Genomic DNA, 15,833 nt, shown 5'->3' with positions numbered 1-15,833 from the left:
GTTCAAGGAAGTCAGTAATCGTTGCTGCTGCGCGCCGGCATCTGACTGTCAGGCGCGAGATCGCCGAACCGCGTGACCGAGGCTTCGAAGGCGAGGTCCACGGTGCCGGTCGGGCCGTGGCGCTGCTTGCCGATGATGACTTCGGCCTTGCCGTGCGCAAGGCTCATGTCGAGCTGCCACTTCTCGTGTTCAGGCGTGCCCGGTCGGGGCTCCTTCATCGCGAGGTAATATTCCTCGCGGTACACGAACAGCACGACGTCGGCGTCCTGCTCGATCGATCCGGATTCACGCAGGTCGGAGAGCTGCGGCCGCTTGTCGTCGCGGGACTCAACTTGGCGTGAGAGCTGGGACAGCGCGATCACGGGAACGTTGAGTTCCTTGGCGAGTGCCTTGAGGCTGGTCGTGATCTCCGTGATTTCCTGCACGCGGCTGTCGCTGGCGCGCTTGCCCGAGCCTGACAGCAGCTGGATGTAGTCGATCACGAGCAGGTCGAGACCCTTCTGGCGCTTGAGCCGGCGCGCGCGCGCCATCAGCTGCGCGATCGACAGGCCGCCGGTCGCGTCGACATAGAACGGCAGCGATTGCAGCTCGATCGAGACTTCCCGGATCTTGTCGAAATCGGCCTCCGAGATGCCGCCGCGGCGGATGTGGGAGGAGGGAACGCCGGTGCGCTCGGCCACGATACGCGTGGCGAGCTGGTCGGCCGACATTTCGCAGGAGAAGAAGCCGATCACGCCACCATTGGCGGCCTTTGTGGTGCCGTCGGCCTGGACCTCGGGAATATAGGCCTTGGCGACGTTGTAGGCGATGTTGGTCGCCAGCGACGTCTTGCCCATGCCGGGACGTCCCGCGACGATGATGAGGTCGGAGTGCTGCAGGCCGCCCATCTTGGTGTCGAGGTCGCGCATGCCGGTCGAGATGCCCGACAGCTTTCCGTCGCGCTGGAACGCCTTGGCCGCGAGATCGACCGCGACCGCCAATGCCTGCGAGAATTTCTGGAAGCCGCCGTCATAGCGGCCGGATTCGGCGAGCTCGTAGAGGCGGCGCTCGGCATCCTCGATCTGCGCGCGCGGGGCGAAGTCGACCGGCGCGTCATAGGCGACATTGACCATGTCCTCGCCGATGCCGATCAGATCGCGGCGCAGCGCGAGGTCATAGATCGTGCGGCCGTAGTCCTGGGCGTTGATGATGGTGGTCGCTTCGGCCGCGAGCCGCGCAAGATATTGCCCGATGGTCATGCCGCCGACGTCGGTATCGGCGGGCAGGAAGGTCTTCAGCGTGACGGGCGTCGCGATCTTGCCCATGCGGATCAGGCTGCCGGCGGTCTCGTAGATGGTCTGGTGCAGCGGCTCGAAATAATGCTTCGGCTCCAGGAAGTCGGAGACGCGGTAGAAGGCATCGTTGTTGACCAGGATCGCGCCCAGAAGGCTCTGTTCCGCCTCGATATTATGCGGCGCACTCCGGTAGGCAGGAGTTCCGGGCTCGGGCGCGAGTTTGAGGACGTTCGAATCAGTCAGGGCCATGGTCGGACGTGCTTAGCAATTTTCTTTGGCAGATGCGGGGCCGGGATAAAGCGCCGCCTCGCTCCAAAGCGGAAGCAAAAGCTGACCGCTATCAACCGCTCAGTTAAAATGGTGGATGATTAGCAGCCGCAGCATGCGCCGCGCTTGACGGATTTTCGCGGAACTCGTCCGCGCCAACTTTGGCTTCGGCCGCGCCGCGGAAAAATCCGGAAACCGTGAACCTAATGGATTGGCGCGCAGACCCATCTGGAGGCGCGCGAAATGACGCACGCCGGCCGCTTTCGGCTCGGTTTCAGACCAGCAGGAGGTAGACCAGCGCAGCCAGCGCCGCCCCAACGCCCGTGACGATCAGGGCGTAATCGGTGCGGAGGTCGTCCTGCACGTCGAATGAGGTTCGGGTCTCTTTGCTCATGGCGACGGTCTAAGCCAGGCCCGACCAGACTTATGTGAAGCAGATCACATCTCCCCGGATTCTTTCGGGGTAGGGCGGGAACAGGCAGGCGGGCAGGGGATTGTCCCAACCCGCAACGGGAAGACGAGGCAGGCGATGCGGCCAGAACGGCAGCAGCAGATTTGGCGGAGCGAGGCGGGCAGCCGGCTTTGGCTGTCCGGCCTGATCGCGGCCATGCAGCACGCCGAGCGCCCCGAAATACGCCGCCAGCCGGTCGACCCCGAGGTTCTGGTCGAACTGCGGGCGCAATTGGCGTTAACGGCCTCTTGCCGCACGTCCCCGATCTCGACGCTGCGTCACTAGAACCTATTCACCTGCAAGCTTCAGCCTCGTCCTGGCGCCGCCTTCGATGGCCCGCAGGCGGGTTTCGCTCCGCGCGATGTAGTCGCGGGTTATCGGCACCACGCCCTGACGCCTGGTGAGCTGGATCTGGAAGTTCATCATGGCCTGCTTGCGGAACGTCATCTCGCAGGCCGCCAGATAGAATTCCCACATCAGCGCGAAGCGCTCGTCATAGAGCTGCACGGCCTCCTCGCGGCGGGCCATGAAGCGTTCGCGCCAGGCTTTCAGCGTCTCGGCGTAATGCAGGCGCAGGATCTCGATGTCGCAGACCAGGAGGCCCGCACGCTCGATCGCCGGCAGCACCTCCGAGAGTGCAGGGATGTAGCCGCCCGGGAATATGTATTTGGCGATCCAGGGATTGGTCGAATCCGGCCCTTGCGAACGGCCGATCGAGTGCAACAGCATGACGCCGTCATCCGTCAGGAGCTCGGCGCAGCGCTGGAAGTAGGCATCATAGAACCTCGCGCCGACATGTTCGAACATGCCGACCGAGACGATGCGGTCGAACGGCCCGTCGATGTCGCGATAGTCCTGCAGCAGGAATCTGGCGGACCGGCTCAGCCTCTTTTCGGCTGCGCGCGCATTGGCGATCTGCAATTGCTCGGTCGACAACGTGACGCCGGTGACGTCGGCGCCCGCGATCTCCGCGAGATAGAGCCCGAGCCCGCCCCAGCCCGAGCCGATGTCGAGCACGCGCTGGCCGCGCTTGACGAGGAGCTTTGCGGCGATGTGCCGCTTCTTGGCGAGCTGCGCATCATCGAGCGTCGTGTCCGGCGTCTCGAAATAGGCGCAGCTATATTGCTTGTCGGCGTCGAGGAAGAGCGAATAGAGCCGCGCGTCGAGATCGTAGTGATGGGAGACATTGGCGCGGGAACGCGAGCGCGGGTTGAACTGCTTCAGGCGCCGCGTCAGGTAGCGCAGGTGCCACCAGGGTTTTGCCCACTGCGGCAATAGGTCGGGTTGATCGAGCAGGATCGCGAGGGCATCAGCTATGGTGCCGCGTTCGACCACGAACTCGCCGTCCATATAGGCCTCGCCAAGCCCGAGCTCGGGATTGACGAGGATCTTTCGTTCGGCGTCCGCCGTGACGAAACGGACTGCGACCGGTTCACCCGAGCCGTCTCCGACGGTGAACTTCGATCCAGCTGCCGTGGTCACGGTCAGCGACCCGCGGCGGACAAAGTGAGACAGAAATCGACGTAACAATCGGTCCATCGCCACCTTCCTCTCGAGCGAACCCGAAGAGATGCGACTAACCCGGCCTCCACATCTGACGCTCAGGTCCCGCTCCGGTTCCTATGCGTTTGCATCTAAATCTAGGAACGGCGTTCCGACGCCGCTATTGCGCTGTGTTCAAAGCGGATATTCCAAAAGCGCTTAATCACATCCTTGCGCGTGGAGCCTGCTTCCATTCGCGGCTCAATCCGCTAAAAGGTGACCCGCCGCCGCACCCGGATGCCGGCTGCATGCGCGGAAAATCAATGGAGATGATGGGAATGTCGAGCCGAGCGCTCAGCCTCGCGACGGTATTGCTTCTGATCGGCTTCGGCGCGGCCGACACCGTTCTTGCGCAGGCGACAAACCTCGAAGCCGGCAAAAGCCCGTCCCAGCTTTTCGCGCAGACCTGCAATGCCTGCCACAAGAGCCCCCGCGGATTGCTGAAGTCCGTGGCGCCGGGCTCGCTGCCGGGCTTCCTGCGCCAGCACTACACCACGAGCTCGGACATGGCGGGCATCCTCGCCTCCTATCTCGTCTCCAACGGCGCCACCGACACCCGCTATCAGGCCAAGGACGGCAAGAAGGACGGCGCCAAGGAAAAGGAAGCTGCCACGGCGCCCGGCCAAACCCCCGAGCACCAGGGCCGCCGCCAGCGCGCGCAGGAGGCTAAGCCGGAGGCCGAGGGCGCAGCGCCGCCGGCTGAAGGTCGCCAGAAGCGCGCGGCGCGTCCGAGCGAAGAGGGCGCGAGGCCCGAGGGCCAGGCCGCCCCCGAAGGGCGCAAGGGCAAGCGTCGCGCCAAGCCCGGGACCGAAGAGGCGCCGAAGGTTGATGCCGCAGCGCCGGCCACTGAAGACAAGAAGACCGAGCCGAAGCCGGAGCCGCGGCCCGACAGCGCCAAGGCCGAGCCCGAGACCAAGCCCGACAACGGCAAGGCATCGGAGAGGCCCGCCGAGGCCAAGCCGGAGAGCGCCAAGGTCGAGCCGCGTGGCAGCGAAGCACCGGCACTGCGGTCCGATCCGGTACCGCAGGTGACGCCGGCCCCGCCGCCGGCCGCCGCAAAGCCTGCCGAGCCGGCCGCTCCGAAGGTGGTGGAAGAACCGGCGCCCAAGCCCGCTGCTCCGGCCGCAAGCTCCGAACCGGCGGCCAAGCCGCAGGAGCCGGCGCCCGCGACCGCTGCGGCCCCGTCACCGGCGGAATCCTCAGGCCCCCCGACGCCGCCGATCTCTCGGTAAATTCCGCATTGTCCTGATCGACCTGCGGAGGCCGCGTTCATCGCGGCCTCCGCGTCGTCTTGACCGCCATTAGAGTGATGCTCTAGAGTAACACTCTAGGAGGTGCCGATGGCGGCGAGTGTGCGTGACGATCTGTTGGCGGCGGGTCTGGCCGTGTTCGACCGCGTCGGCTTCGAAGCTGCGACAGTGGCCGCGATCCGCACCCGGGCGCGGGCGTCCAATGGCAGCTTCTTTCATGCCTTCGGCTCGAAGAAGGAGCTCGCCGGCGCGCTGTTCCTGGAAGTGCTCAGGCACTATCACGCCGCCGTACTGGCCGCGCTCGATCCGGCACCGGATGCAGAGCAGGGCATCGGAAGACTGATCCACGCGCATCTGGATTGGGTCGTCTCGAGCCGCCGCGAGGCTCGCTATCTCTTCGAGATCTCGCGCAGCGAATGGGGCGACGATGTCCGCGATGCCCAGCGCGCGCAGAATGCACGGCTTGCCGAAGGCATCGAAGGCTGGCGTGCGCCGCTGGTCGCGCGCGGGGAGCTGTTGGCGATGACGCCGGTGATGTTCGTCAGCCAGCTGATCGGTCCGGCGCAGATTTTTTGCCGGGCCTTCCTGTCGGGCCGCGACCGCGCCGATCCGCGGGCCGAGAGCGCCACGCTGATCGCCTGCGCCATTCGCGCGCTGGTGCCGCCCGATCGCATCAACCAGCAATGAGAGGAGGTCTCATGCGAGCCGAAGCCGATCCCGAGTTTGAGCCGATCGCTGCGCGCATTCACGCCAACGTCGGCCGCCAGGGCTTCATGAATTTGGTCGGTGCCGAGCTCTCGGAGCTAACGCGCGGCACCTGCACCATCGCGGTGGAGCGCCGGCCGGAGCTCTTGCAGCAGCACGGCTTCTTCCACGGCGGCGTTACCGCCTTCCTGGTCGACAACGCCACGACCATCGCGGCGGCGACGTCGCGCGGCCAGCCGGCGCTCACGGCGGAATACAAGCTCAACCTGTTGTCGCCCGCGGTCGGCGAGAAGCTGATCTGCCGTGCCCGTGTGATCAAGCCGGGCCGCCAGGTCTCGGTGGTCGCCGCCGACGTGTTCTGCGTCAGCGACGGTGTCGAGAAGCATACGGCAACCGCGCTCGCCTCGATCGCCATGCTGAGCGAGGACGTCGGCGCCAAAACGAAAAGCCCGGCCGCCTGAGGCGACCGGGCTTCGCTTCGCGTATGAGTGCGAGGCTTACTTCTCTTCCGCAGCCGGAGCCGGCTCGACGTCGTCGTGCTGGGCTTCCGGATCGAAGAACTCGCCGGCGGCGGCGATCGCCTCGGCGGCCGCGTCGCGGTCCTCGTTGCGGGTCGAGATGTCCTCGCCGCGGTTGATGCGCTCGGCCTCGTCCTGGCTACGGGCGACGGTGACGGTGATCTCGACTTCGACCTCGGGGTGAACGGCGACGGTGATCGCGTGCTTGCCGATGGTCTTGATCGGCGCGTCGAGCTGGATCTGCGGGCGGGCCAGCGAAACGCCGTCGGCTTCGAACGCGACGACGATGTCACGCACGTTGACCGAGCCGAACAGCTGGCCGGCTTCCGACGCCTGACGGATCACGACGATGTTCTTGCCCTCGATCTTCTCGGCGACCTTGGACGCCTCGGCCTTGGAGGCGAGGTTGCGGGCCTCGAGATCGGCCTTCATGCCGTCGTACTTGGCGCGGTTGTCGGCGGTGGCGCGCAGCGCCTTGCCGCGCTTGAGCAGGAAATTGCGGGCATAGCCGTCGCGAACCTTCACGACTTCGCCCATCTGGCCGAGCTTGTTGACGCGTTCCAGCAAAATGACTTCCATATTCGTTCTCCTTTGAAGTGCTCTGGGTTTCAGTTTCGGGTTGGACTTAAGGGGTTGGCAGCGGCGGTGGCTGGCGGCTGCGCAGGAAGCGCTCGCGGAAGCCGAACACGGCGTCCGCAAGGCCGAGGATGATCATCGCGATGACGGGCCATCCGAACACGACCACGACGGCATAGGTCGAGCCGAGCCAGAAGGTGCGGCTCTTCAGTGCCAGCGTCAGCGTATGCAGCACGGCAAAGCCGGTGAGCGCGTAGCCCATCATCAGCGCGGCCGTGGTGATCTGCGCGACGATCGCGAGCAATCCGCCGGTGAAGCAGAAGGCGAGCGCGACACAGAGCGCCACCAGCGTCATCGGTGGCAGCTCCGCGGTCATCAGATCCGGCCAGGGACGGCGCAGCCGGCCCGACGTCGCCGTCACCTTGGCGCTGAGCCAGAGATTGAGCGTCAGCGTCATCATCGCGACGATGGTGGCTGCGGCCGGAGCGATGCGCACCAGCGCGTCGACGAACTGGCCTGTTTCACCGGAGGTCTGCGGATCGGTGCTGCGCAGGATGCGCATCAGGCCGCGCTTCAGCATACCGGTGATGGTCTCGGCATCGGTGCCGAGCGTGAGCAGGGCGGCGATCGTGGTCAGCGTGGTGAAGCCGGCGATCCATAGCAGCAGGCGGCCGACCGGATACCATTCGAGCTCGGGCTCGACCGGCGGCTCGGTGGCGGAGGCTGGCGCGGCGGCCGATACCGGCCGGCTGAGCAGGACGAGATGGCCGAGCCACCAGGCCGGCAGCGCGACGGTGACGGCGAAGGCGATACAGTAGGGCAGGCCGAACAGGGCCCCGAGGCCGATCGCGGCAGCGATGCCGCCGACGCTTGCGCAGAGCGGTCCCCAGCCGATCGCGGCGACCATCAGGGGGAGCGGAGCGAGATAGAACAGGACGAGCGAGATCAGCGCGCCCGATACGATCGAGGCGAACATCAGGGCCGACGCAGCGCCGGCGATCAAGGCTATGAGTGCAAATGCCATCATCAGCTGTCCCGCTCCCTTCGAGCGGTTAGAGGCGTCTCGCCCCAACCATCGGCGACCGGACGACCCGGAAGCCTTATGAGTTCGAAAAAGTTACGACCGGCGACGTCACCGTCGCCGGTCGAAATTCGTCTTAGCGAATGACGTAGGGCAGCAGGCCCAGGAACCGCGCGCGCTTGATGGCGCGGGCGAGCTCACGCTGCTTCTTCGCGGACACCGCGGTGATGCGGCTCGGCACGATCTTGCCGCGCTCGGAGACGTAACGCATCAGCAGCTTGGAGTCCTTGTAGTCGATCTTCGGAGCATTGGCGCCCGTGAACGGGCAGCTCTTGCGACGACGGAAAAACGGACGGCGTGCACCAGCTTCAGCCATTGATCTTACTCCCCATCCGTCGTGGTTTCAGCTTCTTCGCGCGGACGGCGCGGGCCGCGATCACCGCGGAAGCCACCACCGTCACGATCGCCACCGCGGAAACCGCCTTCACGGTCGCCACGGAAACCACCGCCTTCACGATCGCGGAAGCCGCCGCCACGATCGTCTCGCTCGCGATCACGGTCGGCCTTGCGCATCATCGCGGACGGGCCTTCCTCGAGCTCTTCGACGCGGACGCTGAGATAGCGGATCACGTCTTCGCTGATGCGCTCCTGGCGCTCGATCTCGGCGATCGCCGCAGCGGGCGCGTCGATGTTGAGCAGCACGAAGTGCGCCTTGCGGTTCTTGTTCATGCGGTAGGTGAGGGAGCGTACGCCCCAATTCTCGGTCTTGGTGACCTTGCCGCCGAGACCCTCGACGATACCGGTCATCTGCGCAGTCAGCTCTTCGACCTGCTGCGGGCTCGCGTCCTGACGCGCGAGAAAGACATGCTCATAGAGAGCCATGGTGGTCCTTTCCTCATGTTGGCGCATCGCCCGGCGTCAAGCCCTTAAGAGGCCTTCGGAAAGGACTCTGGGATTAAGCTCAGAAGGCGGAAACACGGGACGACGGGCCGACTGGCCCTGCCACACCAAAATCACGAATGATTTGCTGAGACCGTCCGTTCAGCTCCCGGCCAGGGTCTGCGGATGGGCGCCTTATACGGATTTTGACCGGCTTTGCAAGGTTGGGGGCCAATTTTCGGCCCTTGGGTGCCCACGGGGCATGGCCAGGACCGACCGTCTCGGGGTACCGGCTTGATTTATTTGTTTGTATAGCATACAAATAAGTCAACGGGAGCATCCAATGGCAGAAAAGCCTGCCCATGCGGCATCGGAACCGGGCGCCGGCGACCCCAAGCATAGGGCGCGCGCCACGCGCTCGGCGGGCCGCAAGATGCGCTCGCTGCTGCTGGATGCGGCAAGCCCGCTGTTCCGGGAGCGGGGACTGTCGGGTGCTTCGATCACCGACATCGCGGCCGCCGCGAACGCCTTCCCGAGCCAGATCACCTATTACTTCCGCACCAAGGAGGCGCTGTTCGTCGAGTGCGCCTGCCGTGAGCTGCTGTATCTGGCGCGCACGACCGAACAGGCTGCGCTGAAGGCGCGCACGCCGGGGGACTACACCCACGCGCTGGCCGAGACGGTCACGGCGAGCGATTCGGTCGCCTTCTTCGCCGAAGCCCTGACCCTGACGCGGCGGCGCCAGGATCTCGCGCCGCTGGTCGAGCGCACCATCGAGCGCCTCCACAGCGAGGGCGCACGCGCCTATGCCAGCCAGGTCTCGCGCCACGGCTGGCGCTCCCTGCGCGCTCCCGACGAAAGCTCGCGGCGGTTCTGGGCTGTCGCCATCGGCGTCATCCTCGAAGGCTACGCCATGGGCCGCTCGCCGGATGAACTCTGCGGCGAGATGCTGCGCGTGCTTGGTGAGCAGGCGAAGTCCGGCGGCGAGGCCGCACGCCTTCGTCTTGTCGATGACCGCAATGCATCGCCCCTTTCGGACGAGGAGAGCTAGGCCATGACCGCGCTTCGCATGCGTGCCCGTGATTTCCTGACCGACGATCAATTGGCCGACGTCCGCCAGCGCGTGACCTGGAAGGGCGTCGCGCTGATCGCACATGCCTGGGCGCTGATCATCGCTGCGGTTGCGCTGGTCGCGTGGTGGCCCAATCCGCTGACCTACATTCTTGCGGTCGCCGTCATCGGCTCGCGCCAGCTCGGGCTTGCGATCCTCATGCATGACGGCGCGCATGGCTGCCTGTCTGCCGACGAGAAAACCAATCTGACGCTGAGCCAATGGTTCTGCGCCTATCCCGTTTTTGCGGAGACGCGCGCCTATCGCCGCTATCATCTGCAGCATCATGCGCGCACCCAGCAGGAGGACGATCCCGATCTCGTTCTGTCCGCGCCGTTTCCGATCACAGGGCTGAGCTACCGCCGCAAGTTCATTCGGGACATCACCGGACAGACCGGCTACCAGCAGCGCAAGGCGCAATTGCTCAATGCGCTCGGGCCGAAGGACTGGCCATGGCGGCAGCGCGCCGCGCATTTCTGGGAGAAGCTCGGCCCGCAATGTCTCGCCAATGCCGCGATGTTCGCTGCGCTAGCGGCGGCCGGCGTGTGGTGGGCCTATCCGCTGCTATGGCTGGTGCCGCTGCTCACCTGGCAGATGGTCATCACCCGCATCCGCAACATCGCCGAGCATGCCGTCGTTCCTGACAGCAGCGATCCGCTGCGCAACACCCGCACCACGCATGCGAATTTCGTCGAGCGCCTGTTCATCGCGCCGTACTACGTGAACTATCACCTCGAGCATCATCTGCTGTTCTACGTGCCCTGCTACAATTTGCCGAAGGTGCATCGCCTGCTCAGCGAGAGCCGGCATGCCGGCCGCATGGAGGTGCAGCCGAACTATGCCGCCGTGCTACGGCTCGCCACGGCCAAGCCGAACCACGACGACCGGCCGGGCCAGTTGGCAAGCAGCGCCCGTCGGGCGCGGGCCGGCGCCGAGGTTGGTGCGGACCAGAAGGCGGGCGGTTTCTAGCCGGCCAGTGCGGTCATACGCGGCGCAGGAAGAAAGGCGGCCGCATCGGGCACGAGCGTGGCGGCGTCGGCAGCGCCACGGTGGATCACGAAAGCGCCCTTGCCGCGGCGCTTGGCTTCATACATGGCGCGATCGGCGGCGCTCAGCAATTCGTCGGCGGTGACGCCGTCGCGTGGTGCCGACGCAAGTCCGATGCTGGCGCCGACCCGGGCCGCCGGCTCGAATTCGAACGGCTCCGCCACGCGCGCGATGATGCGCCGTGCCACGGCAGCAGCCTCGCCGTCGGTGATGTCCGGCAGCAGGATGACGAACTCATCGCCGCCAATGCGGCACACGACATCGGCGTCCCGCACGCTTGCGCAGAGGCGCTTCGCCACGGTGACGAGAACGGCGTCACCCGTCGCATGCCCGAACCTGTCGTTGACGCCCTTGAAGCCGTCGAGATCGACGCAGAACACCGTGAGCTTCGAAGTGGCCGACGCCGCATCCGGCCAAGGACCGTCGAGCATCTCGGCAAACAGTTTCTGGTTGAGGGCGCGGTTGGGCAGGCCCGTGAGCAGGTCGTGATGCGCCATCAGGCGGTTGTTGCGCTCGGAATGATGGAGATCGAGCAGGATTTTGTGGTTCTCCAGCAGGAGGAAGATCATTCCGACGGTGTAGACGGGGGTTTGCAGGCCGATGATGAACAGGAAGGGCACCGGCGACAGGATCGTGGCCGCGGCAAAGGGCAGCGTCAGAATGCAGATCAGGAGAATGCCGTAGCGCGGCGTCCCCGCATTGCGCGAGGCGATGCCGCCAACGAGGTTGGCGAGGCCAATGCCGGCCATCAGGATCAGCGGCATGACACCGGAGGCGACGCATTGATAGCAGCCGGCGGAAATCAGCACGACCGAGGCGAGCCCTGCCCAGATCGGCGAGACGTTCACCGGCGCCCGCCGGTCCCGCTTTGCCCTCGCGAGCGCCTTCATCATCAGGCAGATGCGCGTGCTTCCGAGCACGATTTCGGCGAGCACCCAGGCGTAGGCCCAGGGCGCGCCGGTGAGCGCGGCGGACAGCGACGCGATCAGCAGGGAGGCCGCCACGGCCACCACCAGCGTCCTGGTCTTGTTGGTCCGCTGTTGCAGCAATTCGTTGTGGATGTCGTCAGGCTGGGGGCGTGGTCCCGCGAGCAGCCAGTCGACGCAGGCCTGCAGTGGAGCCCACGGTTGCCCCGTGCGCCCGGCGGACGTTGAGGCCGTCGATCTCTGTGGGACCATTGTTGCCATGGCCGCAACCTAGGTGGGCGGCATTTAAGGCCGCTTAAGTTCGGGAACCGAGTTCCCGATAGCGTAAACGCTTTGCAGCGAAGCGGCGCCATGAGCCCGATTGCTGCAGGGCAGCGAGCGGGTTGCCTATCCCGACATGCCCATCGCGGCTTGACAGCGCGGCCCCGGTCGTTGTCTACGGCCCCCTTTGAAGCTTGATCGGGAACCAAGGCTTGTGCCGGACGTAGTCGGCTGCCGGCTCTCGACACAACGGCTCACGCGATCCAGGGGAGCGCCGATGACGGCAGCATTCACATTTCCGGGGCAGGGGTCCCAGGCCGTCGGCATGGGCAAGGCCCTCGCGGACGCCTTTCCGGTGGCGCGGGCGGTGTTCGACGAGGTCGATGCCGCGCTTGGGGAGAAGCTGACGGCCACCATCTGGGACGGCCCGGCAGAGACCCTCCAGCTTACCGAGAACGCCCAGCCGGCGCTCATGGCGGTGTCCATCGCCACCCTGCGCGTGCTGGAGGCGGAAGCCGGTTTTTCCGTAGGGCGGGATGCCGCCTTCGTCGCCGGGCATTCGCTCGGTGAGTATTCGGCGCTGGCAGCGGCCGGCAGCCTGACGGTCTCCGACACCGCGCGGTTGCTTCGCACGCGCGGTCTCGCAATGCAAAAGGCCGTACCCGTGGGCGCCGGTGCAATGGCCGCGCTGCTCGGCCTCGATTATGAAGCCGCCATGGCGGTTGCTGCCGAGGCGGCCCAGGGCCAGGTCTGCCAGGCTGCCAACGACAATGGCGGCGGGCAGGTGGTGGTCTCGGGCGACAAGGCGGCGGTCGATCGCGCCGTGGAGATTGCCAAGACCAAGGGTGCCAAGCGCGCGATGCTGCTGCCGGTCTCCGCGCCGTTCCATTGCAAGCTGATGCAGCCTGCGGCTGACGCCATGGCGGAGGCGCTGGCCAAGGTGACGATCAAGGCGCCGGCGGCGCCGCTGGTGTCGAACGTGCTGGCGAGCGCCATCACCGATCCCGACGAGATCCGCCGCCGCCTGGTCGAGCAGGTCACCGGCACCGTACGCTGGCGCGAGTCGGTGGCCTATATGGCCGGGCAGGGTGTCACCCGCTTCTTCGAGATCGGCGCCGGCAAGGTGCTCTCTGGTCTCGTCAAGCGCATTGCTGACGGCGCCGTCGGCGTATCGGTTGGCGGTCCGAACGATATCGCCGCCGCCAAGGACGCATTGGCCGCTGCAAAGCAGGCCTGAAGCGCGATGGGTCCTCATCGCGCTTGAGTTTTTCAGTTTACGCACGATCTTTCGGAAAGCCGCTGCGCACTTTTCCGGATCGTGCCTTGGAGGAGTTTTTCGATGTTCGATCTGACTGGCAAAAAGGCGCTCGTCACCGGCGCGACCGGCGGCATCGGCGGCGCGATCGCACAGGCGCTGCATGCGCAGGGCGCCACCGTTTCGATTTCCGGAACGCGCAAGGAAGTGCTGGATGAGCTGGCCGGCAAGCTCGGCGAGCGCACTCACGTGCTGCCCTGCAATCTCTCCAAGGCCGACGAGGTCGAGGCGCTGGTGCCCGCCGCGGAAGCCGCGATGGGCCAGGTCGACATCCTCGTCGCCAATGCCGGCATCACCCGCGACAATCTCTTCGTCCAGCTCCGCGACGAGGACTGGGAGGAGGTCATCAACATCAATCTGACCTCGACCTTCCGCCTCGCGCGTGCCGCGACCAAATTGATGATGCGCAAGCGCTTCGGCCGCATCATCGCCATCACCTCGGTGGTCGGCGTCACCGGCAATCCCGGCCAGGGCAATTACACCGCCTCGAAGGCGGGCCTGATCGGCATGATCAAGACCCTGGGCGCCGAATACGCCAAGCGCGGCGTCACCGCGAACTGCATCGCGCCCGGCTTCATCAAGACGCCGATGACGGATGCGCTGAACGACAAGCAGCGCGAGACGATTCTGACCAAGGTTCCGGCCGCCCGTCTGGGGACGCCCGAGGACATCGCGGCGGCCGCCGTTTATCTCAGCTCGAACGAAGCAGCCTACGTCACCGGCCAGACGATCCACGTCAACGGCGGCATGGCCATGATCTGAGGCCCTCGTCCCGCACTGCCCACAGCGGCGGCGCGGGATGCGGCAAACGGCCGTTTCCGGAGCGAAATGAGGCTTGTAGTCAAGGCAGTTGAAGTGTGATAACCGGACCTTCAACGGATGGGCAAAGAACGCCATTGCAGGTTTTTGAAACCCTGTATATTGGCGATGCGGAGCCTTGGCCGTCGTTCGCCGGGCCCTGCATCGGTTAGGATGGGGCCAAATCAAAGTTCGTAAGCGAAGGCACTAAACGACCACGACGGCTCGTATCGTCCCGGGGGGTCGGGTCTACAGGGAACAACACGAGGTTATGCAATGAGTGACATTGGCGAGCGGGTTAAGAAGATCGTGGTCGAACACCTTGGTGTTGAGCCCGAGAAGGTTGTCGACGCTGCGAGCTTCATCGACGACCTCGGCGCCGACAGTCTGGACACCGTCGAGCTGGTGATGGCGTTCGAAGAAGAATTCGGTTGCGAGATTCCGGACGACGCTGCGGAAACGATTCTCACCGTCGGCGACGCCACGAAGTTTCTCGAGAAGAACGCGAAGAGCTAAGGCTCTTCATTTTCGCGGGGACAACATTGAAACCGGACGGGCCGCTGACTGGCGGTCAGCCGGTTTCTTGTTATTGGCCGTGAATCTTTCGATGCGGAGTTTTCGGATATGAGACGGGTCGTCGTCACTGGTCTCGGCATGGTGTCGCCACTCGGCTGCGGTGTCGAGCCGACCTGGAAGCGCATCCTCAACGGTGAGAGCGGTGCGCGCCCGATCGAGAGCTTCGATGTCTCCGATCTGCAGACCAAATACGCCTGCACCGTCGTGCGCGGCGATGGCAGCAACGACACGTTCAATCCCGACAAGTGGATGGAGCCGAAGGACCAGCGCAAGGTCGACGACTTCATCATCTTCGGCATGGCCGCGGCCGGCCAGGCGCTCGACGATGCCAACTGGCATCCCGAGACCGAAGAGGACAAATGCGCGACCGGCACCATGATCGGGTCCGGCATCGGCGGCCTCACCGGCATCGCCGACACCGCGATCCTGCTCAAGGAGCGCGGACCGCGCCGCGTGTCGCCGTTCTTCATTCCGGGCCGCCTGATCAATCTCGCCTCCGGCTACGTCTCGATCGCGCACGGGCTGAAGGGGCCGAACCATTCGGTCGTCACGGCCTGCTCGACCGGTGCGCATGCGGTCGGCGACGCCGCCCGCCTGATCGCGCTCGGCGATGCCGACGTCATGGTCGCCGGCGGTGCTGAATCGCCGATCAGCCGCATCGGCATTGCCGGTTTCAACGCCGCGCGTGCGCTCTCCACCGGCTTCAACGACACGCCCGAGAAGGCCTCGCGTCCCTACGACAAGGACCGCGACGGTTTTGTCATGGGCGAGGGCGCCGGCGTCCTGGTGCTCGAGGAGCTCGAGCACGCGCAGCGCCGCGGCGCGAGGATCTATGCCGAGGTGATCGGCTATGGCCTGTCGGGCGACGCCTATCACATCACGTCGCCGTCGCCCGATGGCGATGGCGGTTTCCGCAGCATGTCGGCCGCGCTCAAGCGCGCCGGCCTGACGCCGTCCGATCTCGACTACATCAACGCGCACGGCACCTCGACGCCGCTGGGCGACGAGATCGAGCTCGGCGCCGTGGAACGCCTGCTCGGCAACGCCGCCTCCAAGGTCGCGATGTCCTCGACCAAGTCGTCGACGGGCCATCTCCTCGGCGCGGCCGGCGCCATCGAGGCGATCTTCGCCGTCCTCGCGATTCGCGATAACGTCGTGCCGCCGACCATCAACCTGGACAACCCGTCGGTCGAGACTGCGATCGATCTCGTGCCGCACAAGGCGAAGAAGCGCGAGGTCAACGTCGCCCTGTCGAACTCTTTTGGTTTTGGCGGCACCAATGCGTCGGTGATCGTCCGGCGTTTGGCCAGTTAGTT

17 protein-coding genes are annotated in these 15,833 nt (G+C 65.6%); 10 read left to right on the top strand and 7 right to left on the bottom strand.

The window, feature by feature from the left end:
* Positions 1–11: 11 nt before the first annotated feature.
* Positions 12–1,523, bottom strand: a complete 1,512-nt coding sequence (locus JQ617_RS19040; RefSeq protein WP_212027637.1) for a replicative DNA helicase — start codon at positions 1,521–1,523, stop codon at positions 12–14.
* A 547-nt stretch (positions 1,524–2,070) separates the two neighbouring features.
* On the opposite strand from JQ617_RS19040, the gene JQ617_RS19035 reads away from it, so the two are divergent.
* A complete protein-coding gene (locus tag JQ617_RS19035; RefSeq protein WP_212027636.1) occupies positions 2,071–2,277 on the top strand; it encodes a transcriptional regulator in 207 nt (68 codons plus the stop codon).
* Between the two features lie 3 nt (positions 2,278–2,280).
* On the opposite strand, the gene JQ617_RS19030 is transcribed toward JQ617_RS19035, so the two are convergent.
* On the bottom strand, positions 2,281–3,531 hold the full coding sequence (locus JQ617_RS19030) for a cyclopropane fatty acid synthase (protein ID WP_212027635.1): 1,251 nt from the start codon (positions 3,529–3,531) through the stop codon (positions 2,281–2,283).
* Positions 3,532–3,812: 281 nt separating this feature from the next.
* Between JQ617_RS19030 and JQ617_RS19025 the strand changes: the two genes are divergently transcribed.
* The 3 genes from JQ617_RS19025 to JQ617_RS19015 all read left to right on the top strand — a co-directional run bounded on the left by JQ617_RS19025 (position 3,813) and on the right by JQ617_RS19015 (position 5,950).
* On the top strand, positions 3,813–4,766 hold the full coding sequence (locus tag JQ617_RS19025) for a hypothetical protein (protein WP_212027634.1): 954 nt from the start codon (positions 3,813–3,815) through the stop codon (positions 4,764–4,766).
* Between the two features lie 108 nt (positions 4,767–4,874).
* Positions 4,875–5,471, top strand: coding sequence for a TetR/AcrR family transcriptional regulator (locus JQ617_RS19020; protein ID WP_212027633.1), 597 nt, complete (start codon positions 4,875–4,877; stop codon positions 5,469–5,471).
* Between the two features lie 11 nt (positions 5,472–5,482).
* Positions 5,483–5,950: a PaaI family thioesterase gene (locus JQ617_RS19015; protein WP_145659021.1), complete on the top strand. Its 468-nt coding sequence runs from the start codon at positions 5,483–5,485 to the stop codon at positions 5,948–5,950.
* 36 nt (positions 5,951–5,986) lie between these two features.
* On the opposite strand, the gene rplI is transcribed toward JQ617_RS19015, so the two are convergent.
* From rplI to rpsF, 4 genes are all read right to left on the bottom strand, one after another.
* Positions 5,987–6,586: a 50S ribosomal protein L9 gene (gene rplI / locus JQ617_RS19010; RefSeq protein WP_063684095.1), complete on the bottom strand. Its 600-nt coding sequence runs from the start codon at positions 6,584–6,586 to the stop codon at positions 5,987–5,989.
* Positions 6,587–6,632: 46 nt separating this feature from the next.
* Positions 6,633–7,610: a YybS family protein gene (locus JQ617_RS19005; protein ID WP_212027632.1), complete on the bottom strand. Its 978-nt coding sequence runs from the start codon at positions 7,608–7,610 to the stop codon at positions 6,633–6,635.
* Between the two features lie 130 nt (positions 7,611–7,740).
* Complete coding sequence (rpsR, locus tag JQ617_RS19000) at positions 7,741–7,980, bottom strand: 30S ribosomal protein S18 (protein ID WP_007592020.1); 240 nt, start codon at positions 7,978–7,980, stop codon at positions 7,741–7,743.
* 5 nt (positions 7,981–7,985) lie between these two features.
* Positions 7,986–8,486, bottom strand: coding sequence for a 30S ribosomal protein S6 (gene rpsF / locus JQ617_RS18995; protein WP_212027631.1), 501 nt, complete (start codon positions 8,484–8,486; stop codon positions 7,986–7,988).
* Between the two features lie 340 nt (positions 8,487–8,826).
* Here rpsF and JQ617_RS18990 point away from each other — a divergent pair, with 340 nt between their 5' ends.
* Together JQ617_RS18990 and JQ617_RS18985 are read left to right on the top strand one after the other, a co-directional pair.
* Positions 8,827–9,534, top strand: coding sequence for a TetR/AcrR family transcriptional regulator C-terminal domain-containing protein (locus tag JQ617_RS18990; protein ID WP_212027630.1), 708 nt, complete (start codon positions 8,827–8,829; stop codon positions 9,532–9,534).
* A gap of 3 nt (positions 9,535–9,537) precedes the next feature.
* Positions 9,538–10,563 (top strand): fatty acid desaturase family protein, encoded by a 1,026-nt coding sequence (locus tag JQ617_RS18985; protein WP_212027629.1) that lies wholly within the window; start codon positions 9,538–9,540, stop codon positions 10,561–10,563.
* Here the strand turns inward: JQ617_RS18985 and JQ617_RS18980 are convergent.
* On the bottom strand, positions 10,560–11,828 hold the full coding sequence (locus tag JQ617_RS18980) for a GGDEF domain-containing protein (RefSeq protein ID WP_212027628.1): 1,269 nt from the start codon (positions 11,826–11,828) through the stop codon (positions 10,560–10,562). The two genes, JQ617_RS18985 and JQ617_RS18980, sit on opposite strands and share 4 nt — an antisense overlap.
* Before the next feature lie 277 nt (positions 11,829–12,105).
* On the opposite strand from JQ617_RS18980, the gene fabD reads away from it, so the two are divergent.
* The 4 genes from fabD (at position 12,106) to fabF (ending at position 15,831) form a co-directional block, all read left to right on the top strand.
* A complete protein-coding gene (fabD, locus tag JQ617_RS18975; protein WP_212027627.1) occupies positions 12,106–13,065 on the top strand; it encodes an ACP S-malonyltransferase in 960 nt (319 codons plus the stop codon).
* Between the two features lie 102 nt (positions 13,066–13,167).
* Positions 13,168–13,905: a 3-oxoacyl-[acyl-carrier-protein] reductase gene (gene fabG / locus JQ617_RS18970; protein WP_063684083.1), complete on the top strand. Its 738-nt coding sequence runs from the start codon at positions 13,168–13,170 to the stop codon at positions 13,903–13,905.
* 312 nt (positions 13,906–14,217) lie between these two features.
* Positions 14,218–14,457, top strand: coding sequence for an acyl carrier protein (locus JQ617_RS18965; protein WP_008130699.1), 240 nt, complete (start codon positions 14,218–14,220; stop codon positions 14,455–14,457).
* A 108-nt stretch (positions 14,458–14,565) separates the two neighbouring features.
* Positions 14,566–15,831: a beta-ketoacyl-ACP synthase II gene (gene fabF / locus JQ617_RS18960; RefSeq protein WP_212027626.1), complete on the top strand. Its 1,266-nt coding sequence runs from the start codon at positions 14,566–14,568 to the stop codon at positions 15,829–15,831.
* The last annotated feature ends 2 nt before the right edge of the window (positions 15,832–15,833 follow it).

The sequence above is a fragment of the Bradyrhizobium sp. KB893862 SZCCT0404 genome, assembly GCF_018130885.1.
GTDB classification, from domain to species: Bacteria; Pseudomonadota; Alphaproteobacteria; order Rhizobiales; family Xanthobacteraceae; genus Bradyrhizobium; species Bradyrhizobium stylosanthis.
The sequence above is the reverse complement of the archived record's forward strand: the minus strand, read 5'-3'. Positions and strand labels throughout refer to the sequence as shown.